We start from the raw sequence: 11,951 nt of genomic DNA, 5'->3' as shown, positions 1-11,951 counted from the left end.
AGCGTGCCGCCCATGACCCTGCACCCGCCGCACCGCCTGCTCATGGGGCCGGGACCGATCACGGCCGATCCGCGCGTGCTGCGCGCGATGTCCGCGCCGCTGGTCGGGCAGTTCGACCCGGTGATGACGGGGTACATGAACGCCACGCAGGACGTGTACCGCCAGGTGTTCCGCACCACGAACGAGGCGACGCTCCTGGTCGACGGCACGGCGCGCGCCGCGATCGAGGCAGCGGTCGTGTCCCTCGTCGAGCCGGGCGACCGCGTGCTGGTCCCGGTGTTCGGGCGGTTCGGGCACCTGCTGGTCGAGATCGCCCGGCGTGCCGGGGCCCAGGTGCAGACCGTCGAGGTGCCGTGGGGGCAGGTCGTGGACCCCCAGCGGATCGCCGACGCCGTGCGGACGCACCGGCCGCGGCTCGTCGCGGTGGTCCACGGCGACACCTCGACGACGATGCGGCAGCCGCTCGCGGACCTCTGGGCGGTGTGCGCCGAGCACGACGCGCTGCTGTACGTCGACGCGACCGCGTCCCTGGCCGGCAACGAGCTGCGCACCGACGACTGGCGGCTCGACGTCGTCACCGCCGGGCTGCAGAAGTGCCTGGGCGGGCCGTCGGGCAGCGCCCCGACGACCCTGTCGGACCGCGCGGCCGACGCGGTCCGGGCCCGCCGCCACGTCGAGGAGGGCCTGCGCACCGACGACGACGAGCCGCGCGGCACCGTCATCGGCTCCAACTACCTCGACCTCGCGCAGCTCCTCGAGTACTGGGGCCCGCGCCGCCTCAACCACCACACCGAGGCGACGTCGATGCTGTACGCGGCGCACGAGTGCGCGCGGATCGTGCTCGAGGAAGGGCTGGACGCGACGGTCGAGCGGCACCGCGTCGCGGGCGCGGCGATGCTCGCCGGCGTCCGGGGGCTGGGGCTGGACGTGTTCGGCGACGTCGCGCACAAGATGCACAACGTCGTCGCGGTGCACGTGCCGGAGGGCGTCGTCGCCGACGCGGTGCGCGCCGCGATGCTCGACGACTTCGCCATCGAGATCGGCACGTCGTTCGGCCCGCTGCACGGCCGCGTGTGGCGCATCGGGACGATGGGGGTCAACGCCCGCAAGGACGCGGTCCTCACGACCCTCGCGGCGCTCGAGCACGTGCTGCGCACCCACGGCGTCGCGGTCCCGGCGGGCGGTGGCGTCACCGCCGCGCAGGAGGTGTACGCCGCGTGAGCACCGCCGCCGACGTGCTGGCCCGCTGCGACGCGCTCGCCGCGTGCAGCGACCACCCCGACCACCTCGATCGCGCCCACCTCACACCCGCGCTGGCGGCCGCGCACCGGCTGGTGACGGGCTGGATGACGGCGGCCGGGCTGCGCACGTGGCGCGACCAGGCGGGCAACCTGTGCGGCCGGATCGAGGGGCGGGAGCCCGGCCTGCCCGCGCTGCTGCTGGGCTCGCACCTGGACACCGTCCCCGACGCGGGCCGGTACGACGGCATGCTCGGCGTCCTGCTGGCCGTCGCGGTGGCCGAGCGGCTGGGCCCCGAGGTCGCCGCGTGGCCGTGCGCGCTCGAGGTCGTCGGGTTCACCGACGAGGAGGGCGCGCGCTTCGGCACCGCCCTGCTGGGCTCGCGCGCGCTGGCGGGCACGTGGGACGACGAGTGGTGGGACCTGCAGGACGCTGACGGCGTGCCCCTAGCGCAGGCGGCCCGGGACTTCGGGCTCGACCCGTCGCTGATCGGCACGGCCGCGCGGCGGCCCGCCGACCTCGTCGGGTACCTCGAGGCGCACATCGAGCAGGGCCCGCTGCTGGAGGAGGCCGACCGCTCGCTGGGCGTCGTGACGACGATCGCCGGCGCCCGGCGCCTGCGCGTCGAGGTGCTCGGGGAGGCGCGGCACGCCGGCGGCACGCCCTACCCGCGCCGGCGCGACGCCCTCGTGGGGGCGGCCGAGGCGATCGTGCTGATCGAGCGAACCGTCCGGGACTCCGAGGCGATCGCGACGGTCGGCCAGATCGACGTCGAACCGGGCGCCGTCAACGTCATCCCGGGGCGCGCGGTGTTCTCGCTGGACCTGCGGGCCGCGACGGACGAGGCGCGCGACGCGATGCGCGACACGCTGCTGGCCGGCATCGAGGCCGTGTGCGCGGCCCGCGGCCTGGGTGTGCGCGTCACCGACGTGTACGCGGCCCCGGCCACGCCGTGCGCCGACCGGCTGCGCGACGCGCTGCGCGCCGGCGTCGTCGCCACCGGCGACCCCGCGCCGCTGGACGTGTGGAGCCGCGCGGGCCACGACGGCATGGCGGTGTCCGCGGTCACGGACGTCGGCATGCTGTTCCTGCGCTGCCACGACGGCATCAGCCACCACCCCGCGGAGGCCGTCCGCGAGGTCGACGTCGCGGCCGCGCTCGACGCGTTGACGGCGGCGGCGCGCACCGTCGCGACGCAGGCACCGGTCCCCGCATGACGACGACCCTCGCGGTGCCGGCCGCGGCGCCCGCTCCCCCGGCGTCGGCACCCCCGCAGACGGCCGCCGCGCTGACCTCTTCCGCGCCGACGGCACCGCCGCCCGACGTCGACGGCCTGCGCCTCGACGAGCGCGTCGCCGCCCGCTACGCCGACCTGCCCCCGCAGGAGCGCAAGGGCGCCGACGTGCTGCTCGAGCACTTCGGGGACCTCGCGACGTACACGGCGGCCGAGCTCGCGACGCTCGCCGGGGTGTCGAAGGCCACGATGAGCCGGCTGTTCCGCAGCCTGGGCTTCGAGGACTTCACGCAGGTGCGCGACCACCTGCGTGCCCTGCGCGGCCACGGCCTGCCGCTGACGCTGGGCGGGACCCCGGACCTGGAGGCGCACGTCGCCGCCGAGGGCGCCGCGGTCCGGGCGGGCGTCGCCTCCCTCGCGGCACACCTCGACGCGGTGGCGGACCTGCTCGCGCACGCCCCGCGCGTCGTCGTCGTGGGGCTGCGCAGCAGCTACCCGGTCGCGCTGCACCTGCGCCAGCAGCTCACGCAGGTGCGCCCCCACGTCACGCTGCTGCCCCAGCCGGGGCAGTCGTGGTCGGAGGACGTCGTGGACCTCACGCCGCAGGACGCGGTGGTCCTGGTCGCGTTCCGGCGCCGGCCGCCAGGGGTGCGCGCGCTGGTCGAGCGGCTGCGCACCGCCGGGACCCCGGTCGTGCTGCTCGCCGACCCGACGGCCCGCGCGCTCGCCGCCGACGCGACCTGGTGGGTCGAGTGCCCCGTGCAGGCGCGCGGCGCGTTCGACTCGTACGCGGCGGCGTCGTCGGTCGTCGCCGTGCTCGCCGACGCCGTCCTGGCCCGCCGCGGGCGCACGGGCGAGCAGCGGGTCGCCGCGATCGACTCGGCGTACCGCGGCCTGGGCGAGGTGGAGGCACGCTGATGGACCTGGCGACGACGTCCCTGCGTGCGGCCCGCACCCGCGCCGACCTGCGCCTGGCCCCCGGTGAGCAGTTCCTCGCCGGTGGCACGTGGTGGTTCTCCGAGCCGCAGCCGGGCGTCACCGGGCTGGTCGACCTCACGACGCTCGGCTGGGAGCCCGTCGAGCGCGTGGGCGACGGGCTGCGCGTCGCGGCGACGTGCACGGTGGAGCAGCTCGCCGCGTTCCCGCCCGACGCCGCGTGGACGGCGTGGCCGCTGGTCGACGCCTGCATGGACGCCCTGCTGATGTCGTTCAAGGTGCAGGGGCAGGCCACGGTCGGCGGCAACGTGGCGCTCGCCCTGCCCGCCGGCGCGATGACGAGCCTGCTGGCCGCGCTCGACGCGGTGGCCGTGGTGTGGACCCCGGACGGCGGGGAGCGGCGCGAGGCCGTCGCGGACCTCGTCGTGGGGGCGGGCCGCACGACGCTCGCGGCCGGCGAGGTGCTGCGCGCGTTCGACGTCCCGCCGCACGCGCTGCGGGCGCGGACGGCAGTGCGGCAGGTCTCGCTCACGGCCGTCGGGCGGTCCGCGTCGCTCGTGGTCGCGCGGCGCGACGCGGACGGCACCGTCACCCTCACGGTGACCGCGGCGACGCCGCACCCGGTTCAGCACCGGTTCGCGTCGGCGCCCACGTCGGCGCAGGTCGACGGGGTCCTGGCCGGGCTGGAGTGGTTCGACGACCTGCACGGCGCACCCGACTGGCGACGGGCCGTGACGAGCCTGCTCGCGCACGAGGTCGTCGGCGAGGTGACGGCGTGAGGGTCGACGGCCGGGAGGTCACCGCCACGCCTGCACCGGGGCAGTGTCTGCGCACGTTCCTGCGGCAGGAGGGGCACGTCGCGGTGAAGAAGGGCTGCGACTCCGGGGACTGCGGCGCGTGCACCGTGCTCGTCGACGGGCAGGCCCGGCACTCCTGCCTGGTCCCGGCGGCCCGGGTCGTGGACGCCGAGGTCACCACGGCCGCGGGCCTGGGGACCCCCGACGCGCTGAGCCCGGTGCAGGAGGCGTTCGTCGAGGCGCAGGGCTTCCAGTGCGGGTTCTGCACGGCCGGCATGGTCGTCACCGCCACGGCGCTGGCCGACGAGGACGGGCACGTGCACCTCGACGAGGACGGCCTGGTGCGGCGGTTCAAGGGCAACCTGTGCCGGTGCACGGGGTACCGCGCGGTGCGCGACGCCCTGGCCGGCAAGGCCAACGTGGTGCGCGACGGCGGCGTCGGGGACTCGGTGGCCGTCCCGGCGGGGCGGCGGATCGTGTGCGGGCGCGAGCCGTTCACGCTCGACGAGCCACCCACAGGGCTGCTGCACCTGGCGGTCCTCGGGTCGCCGCACCCGCACGCGCGGATCCTGGCGATCGACACGTCGCGCGCGCAGGCGCTGCCCGGTGTGCACCTGGTGCTGACGCACCGCGACTCCCCCGACGTGCTGTTCTCCACCGGCCGCCACCAGCACCGCACCGACGACCCGGACGACACGCGCGTCCTCGACGACGTCGTGCGGTTCCACGGTCAGCGGGTGGCGGCCGTCGTGGCCGACTCCGTCGCGGTCGCGCAGGCGGCGTGCGCGCTCGTCGACGTGACGTACGAGCCGCTGCCGGCCGTGCTCGACCCGGCGGAGGCGCGGCGACCCGGTGCGCCGCTGGTGCACGGCGACAAGGACGCCGCGACGTCCCGCATCGCCGACCCGGCACGCAACGTCGTCGCGGCCAGCCACGGCGAGGTCGGGGACGTGGCCGGCGCGCTGGCCGCGTCCGCGCACGTCGTGCGGGGCACGTGGCGCACGGCGCGGGTGTCGCACGCGTCCCTCGAGACGCACGCCGCCGTCGGCTGGCTCGACGACGACGGGCGGCTCGTGGTCCGCACGAGCTCGCAGGTCCCGTTCCTCGTGCGCGACGAGCTGTGCCACGTGTTCGGGCTCGACCGCGAGCGCGTGCGGGTCGTCGTGGCGCGCGTCGGCGGCGGGTTCGGCGGCAAGCAGGAGCTGCTCACCGAGGACCTGGTGACGCTCGCGGTACTGCGCACGGGCCGGCCGGTGCAGTACGAGATGACGCGCGAGGACGAGCTGGCGCTCGCGCCGTGCCGGCACCCGGTGCGCGTCGAGGTGGCGCTGGGCGCGGACGCGGACGGGCGGCTGACCGCGATGCACCTCGACGTGCTGACCGACACCGGCGCGTACGGCAACCACGCGCCGGGCGTGCTGTTCCACGGCATCCACGAGTCCGTCGCGCAGTACCGGTGCGCGGCCAAGCGCGTCGACGCCGAGGCCGTGTACACGCACCAGCTGCCGTCGGGGGCGTTCCGCGGGTACGGGCTGGGGCAGGTGATGTTCGCGCTGGAGTCCGCGGTCGACGAGCTGGCGCGCGAGGTCGGGCTCGACCCGTTCGAGATGCGGCGGCGCAACGTCGTGCGCCCCGGCGACCCGTTCCTCGTCAACCACGAGGACACCACGACGGACCTGGGGTACGGGGTCGCTGCACCGGACGACGACACCCCGTCGTACGGGCTGCTGGAGTGCCTGGACCTCGTCGAGGACGCGCTGGTCACGACGCGCGACGGTGACGCCGCGCTCGTGCCCGCCGGTGACCGGTGGCGCGTCGGCGAGGGCGTGGCCGTGGCGATGATCGCGACGATCCCGCCGCGCGGGCACCACTCCACCGCGACCGTGTCCGTCGACGCCGCGGGGCGGTACGAGGTCGCGGTGGGCACGGCGGAGTTCGGCAACGGCACGTCGACCGTGCACGTGCAGCTGGTCGCGACCGCGCTGGGGACCAGCCCCGAGCGGGTGCGGCTGGTGCAGTCCGACACCGACCGCGCCGGGTACGACACGGGTGCGTACGGGTCGACGGGCTCGGTGGTCGCCGGGCGGGCCGTCGCGCAGGCCGCGGCGCAGGTGCGCGAGGACCTGGTGAGCGCCGCGCTCACCCTCGTCGAGGGGCGGCACGAGGCGGGCGTCGCGTCGGCAGCGTCCGCCGGGTCGGGGCGCGACTCCGACGCCGCCCCCGTCGTCGGGCCCGACGGCGTGCGGGTCGGCGACCGGCTCGTCACGTTCGCCGAGCTCGGTCCGCGCAGCGCGCAGGGTGCGCACCACGGCAGCCCGCGCTCGGTCGCCTTCAACGTGCACGGCTTCCGCGTCGCGGTCGACACCGCGACCGGGACCGTGCGCGTCCTGCAGTCGGTACAGGCCGCCGACGCGGGCGTCGCCCTCAACCCCGAGCAGCTGCGCGGGCAGATCGAGGGCGGCGTGGCGCAGGGCATCGGGTCCGCCCTCCAGGAGGAGACCGTCCTGCACGGCGGTGTCGTCGTGTCCCGGACCTTCCGCGGCTACCGCGTCCCGCAGATGGCCGACATCCCCCCGACGCGGGTCCTGCTGGCCCGCACCCGCGACGGCCTAGGCCCGCACGGCGCGAAGTCCATGAGCGAGGCCCCCTACAACCCCGTCGCGCCGGCGCTGGCCAACGCGGTCCGCGACGCGCTCGGGGTGCGCCCGCACGAGATCCCGATGACGAAGGACCGGGTGTGGCGGCTGCTGCGCTGAGGTCCGCCTACCAGCTCCCAGGGGCGCGACCGGCGTCTGCAAAGCGACTAGTCGCTGATCCACCCAGATGGGCACGTTAGCTGGGTACTGGCAGGATGGTCACATGTCGGGAGTTAGCGAGGCTGTCCAAGGGTTTCATTCGAAGCGCACCGAGAATCCTAAGACCGTACTCGCTTTCTATGCAACCATTCTCGGACTCGCATTGACGGCCGACACTGCACTTGTCGGGGTTCTCGCAAGCACGGGAGAGAGTACCTGGCTGATCCCATGGCTGATTTTATTCGCCGGCACACTGTCGATCGGCCTCCTTGCGGCAGTTTTTTTCGTTGCATTGCGAGATCCATCGAAGCTGATGCTTGGGCAAGTTACAGGCGAACAATACGTTGAAATCCAGAAACTCACGCTTACTACTCAGACAGCAGACATACAGGAGGTGGCTCAAGTGACACTGAATCGGATCGAGGGCGCGAAACAATGAACGATTCGAAACCCTCATCGAGGTCTCTTCACGCGTATGCGTTCGACCAGGATCCCGATGGATTCACGCGCGACGACATGCTGCCAGCGGACGGTATTTTGGACATCTTTCTGACTGCGGTACTCGGCTATAAGGACACTGACGCATCGGTTGGAATTACAGTATCGATCGGCGGCGCTCTGGTGAGCGGCACCGCCATCCCTCGGGGCCGCTGGCAACAACTCTGGTTCGATTCGATGAGGGCTGCTGCGCCGGGTTTGACCACGGCCCTTGAGCCGCACTTTGACCGGCAATTGGACGCGACTGCTGAGGTCTACGATCGCCGCGACAAAGCAGGGCTTCCGATTCCCGCGCTGAAGCACTTGCACCTCAGGGACGTCACCATGTGGAACACGTCCCAGCAGGTGCATCTACCCATTTGGCGAGCACGCCTTGATCGCTTGGACGGTTGGTCGATTGGGACACTCGGACCGTCGTAAGGCGGATCCTGCAATCGGTCCAGGCTACCGACGCGGTTGTCGTGCTCAACCCCGAGCAGCTGCGCGGGCAGATCGAGGCGGCGTCGCCCCGGGCATCGGCGGGCTCTGCGGAGGATGCTGTGCTGCGCGAGGGCGGCGTCGTCTCGCTCACGATGCGCGGCTGCCGCGTCCCGCAGATGGCCGACGTCGCCCCGATACGCGTGCTGTTGGCCCACGCACGATGGCCTCGTCCCGCACGGCGCCAAGTCGATCAGTGAGGCGCCGTACAACGGGTCGCTCCGGCCCTGGCCAACGCGGTCCGCGACGCGAACGGCGTGCGGCCGCACGGGATGCCGATGACCAACGACCTCGTGTGGTGCCTGCCCGCTGACCCGATGCGATCTCGTCGACCGTCCACGTCGTGGGGCCGTGGGGCCGTGGGGCGGACGCATAGCAAGACCAGCCTGAGTCGTGCTGAGACCGCGAGAAACGCCTCAGCCTGCCATCACACAGCGACGCGTGACATGACCGGCGAACCCCGCTAGTTGCTAAGGCGCCCCATCAACGCAAAGCGACGACGGCACGCAGGCGCTGAAGTGAGTCGGCAAGCATACGCATGCCGATATAGTTCGTCGGCCCCATCATCGCTTCACGCTTGCACTCGATGACGTCCTCGTCTTGCTTGCCCATCATCCTTTCCACACGCACGATGACAGATGTGACGCCAGGGCTAATTTCGCGCTGATATGCGGAGCGTCTGGCATTTGAGTATGCGATGAGAGCCTCCGTACTTTCCTCGAAGCGCTCGAAGTCATGTGCTGGCTCACCTTGCTGCCATTGCTCGCAGAAATCAAGCAACAGCGCATGCGCCCGGTCGAGGTCAGATAGGACCTCCATTATCTGGTCCGCCAGCGCGCTCGAGTCCCGAGCCGCAGCGGCTTCGGCGTGGCTCTTCCAGGCCCGAAGTCCGTCGATCGTGAACGCCTCGGGCGCATCATCGATTACTTTCGCGCAGACCTGGCATAGCCAGACACCATTGTCAATGCTGCGCCGGACCTCCCGGCTCATGGCGCGATCGAACCGAGGGCCGCCAGGGCTTGCACCGGCGAGGTGGCTCGCCACGCCGATGTCTACCCACTTATTCGGGTCTCCGGGATCAGGCCTGGAGGTCGGTCTGCGACACGTGGGGTTGCTGCAGCGGTAGCCAGCCCGGGCCGCCAGATTTCTACGAGTCGGGGCGGAGAAGTCGTCTCGCTTTCGGTTCATCTCGCCAACGTACTGCGCGGGTCGTCTTGACTTGAAGTAGCAACGTGACTCGGGAGGCGACCAGAGCGGTTCGAGGGCAAGGGACGCAGCGCCCGCAGCCCGCTCTGCGGGCGAGGACGAACGGTCCCGCGGCAGCGCGTCCGAACGGGTGACCTCCTTGAGGTGAGTCGCACGCGTGTGGTTTGGTGCACGTACTGCGTCCTGGGACCACAACGAGACACATGCCAGCGACGGGTCGGACAGGGTCGCCCCAGGAACCCTGCCAGTCAGCCCGCCGCACCACACGAGACAACGAACGCGCGCAGCGTCCCTAGTCGTCTCGTGTGCGTGGAGTGGTCTCGTTGTTCCCACCTACCGGTTGGTCGTTCTCGTTGTACCCGGATGCTGCCGAGGGCGGCGGCTCCGTGCTGTCCTCCTCTCGGCGCCTGGCTGCCTACGTCGCACCCGGAGCCGCGGCCAATCCGTCCCGCGCTGCACGTGAGGCAGGGTCCCGTGCCCGCAAGAAGTTGCGCCGGTACTGCGCCGCGAACCGTCTGAACAGGCTCGGCACCCTGACCTACCGGGGCGACGGTTGCCACGACCCGCGAGCCGTCCGTGAGCTCGTCGGTGAGTTCTTCCGCGCCCTGCGTGCCGGGCTCGGCAGCGAGCGGCTGGCGTACGTGTAAGTGCCGGAGTGGCACAAGACCGGGCACGGCCTGCACGTGCACTTCGCCGTCGGGCGATACGTCCCTCGCTCCCTGATCGAGGAGGCGTGGGGACGCGGGTTCGTCCACATCAAACTGCTCAGTGCCATGCCCGTCGGGTCTGGACCGCGCGAGGAGGCCCGTCGTGCCGCGGGCTACCTGTCGAAGTACGTCGCCAAGACGTTCGACGACCCGGAGTTCCGTTCGCTCGGCCTGCACCGGTACGACGTCGCCCAGGGGTTCCAGCCCGAGAAGGTCACCCTGGCGGGACGGACCGTCGATGACGTGCTGGACCAGGCGTGCGAGGCGATGGGTGCCGACCCCGAGCAGTTCTGGTGGTCCGGTGACGTCGCGGACTGGGACCGGCCTCCGTCGGTGTGGGCACAGTGGCGATGACCGCGCTCGACCCGATTGCCGTCGCCGCCTGGGTGCGCGCCACTACCGCGGCTCAGGGCCTACCGGAGAAGGTCACCGACATGACCGTGCTCGCCGATGTGGCGGTCATGCTCGCCACGGGGCACGGGGCGGAGCGCGCGCATGGCGCGCCAGCGCCACGCACGCACCGGCCCGCGCCCCGTGGCCTCAGGCACGCCAGTCCGGGACCAGTCGTCCCGGATCGAACCCGCGCCGACCTCGCTGGGTAGCCGGCAGCACCCTCGCGCCGGCTAGCACCGCCTTGACCACGGCGACCTGCCGCGACAGGTCCAGCCCGTCCCACGCCCCGCGCAGCTCGGCACCGCGACCCGCGTACTCCACGACCTGATCGCGGCCGTTCGCCGCCGCAAGCGCACGCCGGTTGACCTCCAGGCGCGGGGTGATCTGGTCGCGTGCTCGCTTCATGCCGACGCGGTCGATCTCCCCGGTGGCGAACATGTCCGCCAGGTCCAGCAGTCGCCGCTCGTCATCCTGCACCTTCACCGCCAGCGCCGCGACCTCGGCGTCGTCGTGCTCGTCGCCGGTCAGGGCGTCGTGCATCTGCGGGCTGTCCAGGCGTTGCAGCACGGCCTCGGCCACGAACCGCTCGAGGGGGTCCGCTGTCACGTAGATGCCGCCGCAGCCGCCCTGGTCTGGGCCGGCCCGGCACGCGTACCGCCGCACACCCTCACGCGGCGCCGAGACCATGCGAGCGCCGCACTTACCGCACGTCAACATCCCCGACAGCAGGTAGCGCCGCGCCGTGCGGTTCGTCCGCCGGGCCGGGTTCAACAGCAACCGGCGCAGCCGCTCGCCCTGCTCCGGGGCCAGGATCGGCTCCCACGTCCCGGTACCGATCACCTGGTCCTGGTGCACCCGCATCCCCCACATCCGCGGGTTGGTGACCACCTGGCGCACCGAGTGCGTGCGCCACTGCGCACCGGACACCGCAGGGGCGCCCGACTCCTGCATCCACGTCGTGACCGACGTCAGGCTCTCCCCCGCCAGCAGCCGCGCCGCCGCCTCGCGCACCGCGGCGGCCTCGGCAGGCTCGTGCGTGATCCGATCCTCGGCGAACCCGAACGGACGCCGACCGCCCATCGTCGGGCGACCCGTCTCGGCGATCTCCAACGCCTTGCGCTTGAGCCGCCGCGACTTCGACGCCGACTCGTTCGCCGCCACCGCGGCCAGCAGCCGCGCCATGAGCAGCCCGTCCCCGTTCGCCAGGTCCACCTCGCCCGAGAGCGTCACGACGTCACGCACCCCGGCCCGCTCGCACACGCTCACGAACTGCTCCAACTCGATCGGCCGACGATGCAGCCGGTCCATGTGCCACACCACCACCGCGTCCCGCCGACCCTCGGTGATGTCCCGCAGCATCCGCTGGTACGCAGGTCGCCGCTTGCCCGAGTACGCCGACACGTCGTCGTCCACGTACTCCTCAGCCACGGTCCACCCGCGCCGCTCGGCCTCGGCTCGGCAGTCGCGCAGCTGTCGCGTCACTCCCGCCTCGTCGCCGCTACGGTCCTGGGAGATCCGGGCGTACAGCGCCACGGCGCGCCTCGTCGTCATGTGGGCACACTAGCGACTAGTGGGTAACGTCACACCGGTCGCTCCTTACGCCACTCGCCCGCTCCATTCATGCATCACTTCTGACGCATCACTCCGTTCCCCGGGCATGCATCAGATA

The 11,951-nt window shown here is 72.5% G+C and carries 10 protein-coding genes; 8 read left to right on the top strand and 2 right to left on the bottom strand.

The genetic code is table 11. The features are described from left to right. Nucleotides 1-12 precede the first annotated feature (12 nt). The 7 genes from Cph01nite_RS11450 (at nt 13) to Cph01nite_RS19405 (ending at nt 7,919) form a co-directional block, all read left to right on the top strand. On the top strand, nt 13-1,221 hold the full coding sequence (locus Cph01nite_RS11450; RefSeq protein WP_239069209.1) for a pyridoxal-phosphate-dependent aminotransferase family protein: 1,209 nt from the start codon (nt 13-15) through the stop codon (nt 1,219-1,221). Further along, the gene (locus Cph01nite_RS11445) at nt 1,218-2,456 is read left to right on the top strand and encodes an allantoate amidohydrolase (protein WP_203674252.1); all 1,239 of its coding nucleotides are present in this window, start codon (nt 1,218-1,220) and stop codon (nt 2,454-2,456) included. The genes Cph01nite_RS11450 and Cph01nite_RS11445 overlap by 4 nt, the downstream gene beginning before the upstream one ends. Beyond that, nucleotides 2,453-3,391 carry a MurR/RpiR family transcriptional regulator gene (locus tag Cph01nite_RS11440; protein WP_203674250.1) on the top strand — a complete coding sequence of 313 codons (939 nt, stop codon included), beginning with the start codon at nt 2,453-2,455 and terminating at the stop codon, nt 3,389-3,391. Before Cph01nite_RS11445 ends, Cph01nite_RS11440 begins: the two co-directional genes overlap by 4 nt. Further along, nucleotides 3,391-4,188, top strand: coding sequence for an FAD binding domain-containing protein (locus Cph01nite_RS11435; protein ID WP_203674247.1), 798 nt, complete (start codon nt 3,391-3,393; stop codon nt 4,186-4,188). Before Cph01nite_RS11440 ends, Cph01nite_RS11435 begins: the two co-directional genes overlap by 1 nt. Then, nucleotides 4,185-6,962 (top strand): molybdopterin-dependent oxidoreductase, encoded by a 2,778-nt coding sequence (locus Cph01nite_RS11430; RefSeq protein ID WP_203674245.1) that lies wholly within the window; start codon nt 4,185-4,187, stop codon nt 6,960-6,962. The genes Cph01nite_RS11435 and Cph01nite_RS11430 overlap by 4 nt, the downstream gene beginning before the upstream one ends. 103 nt (nt 6,963-7,065) lie before the next feature. Further along, nucleotides 7,066-7,440: a hypothetical protein gene (locus tag Cph01nite_RS11425; protein ID WP_203674243.1), complete on the top strand. Its 375-nt coding sequence runs from the start codon at nt 7,066-7,068 to the stop codon at nt 7,438-7,440. Further along, complete coding sequence (locus Cph01nite_RS19405) at nt 7,437-7,919, top strand: GvpU-like protein (RefSeq protein WP_505661173.1); 483 nt, start codon at nt 7,437-7,439, stop codon at nt 7,917-7,919. The genes Cph01nite_RS11425 and Cph01nite_RS19405 overlap by 4 nt, the downstream gene beginning before the upstream one ends. A 540-nt stretch (nt 7,920-8,459) precedes the next feature. Here the strand turns inward: Cph01nite_RS19405 and Cph01nite_RS11420 are convergent. Beyond that, the gene (locus Cph01nite_RS11420; protein WP_203674241.1) at nt 8,460-8,966 is read right to left on the bottom strand and encodes a hypothetical protein; all 507 of its coding nucleotides are present in this window, start codon (nt 8,964-8,966) and stop codon (nt 8,460-8,462) included. Nucleotides 8,967-9,829: 863 nt separating this feature from the next. On the opposite strand from Cph01nite_RS11420, the gene Cph01nite_RS19080 reads away from it, so the two are divergent. After that, complete coding sequence (locus Cph01nite_RS19080) at nt 9,830-10,243, top strand: rolling circle replication-associated protein (protein ID WP_444542253.1); 414 nt, start codon at nt 9,830-9,832, stop codon at nt 10,241-10,243. A gap of 186 nt (nt 10,244-10,429) precedes the next feature. Here the strand turns inward: Cph01nite_RS19080 and Cph01nite_RS11410 are convergent, their stop codons facing one another. Further along, nucleotides 10,430-11,833: a recombinase family protein gene (locus Cph01nite_RS11410; RefSeq protein WP_239069207.1), complete on the bottom strand. Its 1,404-nt coding sequence runs from the start codon at nt 11,831-11,833 to the stop codon at nt 10,430-10,432. Nucleotides 11,834-11,951: the final 118 nt, after the last annotated feature.

The sequence above is a fragment of the Cellulomonas phragmiteti genome (assembly GCF_016862775.1).
GTDB classification, from domain to species: domain Bacteria; phylum Actinomycetota; class Actinomycetes; order Actinomycetales; family Cellulomonadaceae; genus Cellulomonas; species Cellulomonas phragmiteti.
This window is presented reverse-complemented; position numbering and strand designations above follow the sequence as displayed.

Bases quoted from the DNA above. Each gene is read 5' to 3' on its own strand.
- Cph01nite_RS11450 (WP_239069209.1), top strand. From the start codon at position 13: ATGACCCTGCACCCGCCGCACCGCCTGCTCATGGGGCCGGGACCGATC.
- Cph01nite_RS11440 (WP_203674250.1), top strand. From the start codon at position 2,453: ATGACGACGACCCTCGCGGTGCCGGCCGCGGCGCCCGCTCCCCCGGCG.
- Cph01nite_RS11435 (WP_203674247.1), top strand. From the start codon at position 3,391: ATGGACCTGGCGACGACGTCCCTGCGTGCGGCCCGCACCCGCGCCGAC.
- Cph01nite_RS11425 (WP_203674243.1), top strand. From the start codon at position 7,066: ATGTCGGGAGTTAGCGAGGCTGTCCAAGGGTTTCATTCGAAGCGCACC.
- Cph01nite_RS19405 (WP_505661173.1), top strand. From the start codon at position 7,437: ATGAACGATTCGAAACCCTCATCGAGGTCTCTTCACGCGTATGCGTTC.
- Cph01nite_RS11420 (WP_203674241.1), bottom strand. From the start codon at position 8,966: ATGAGCCGGGAGGTCCGGCGCAGCATTGACAATGGTGTCTGGCTATGC.
- Cph01nite_RS11410 (WP_239069207.1), bottom strand. From the start codon at position 11,833: ATGACGACGAGGCGCGCCGTGGCGCTGTACGCCCGGATCTCCCAGGAC.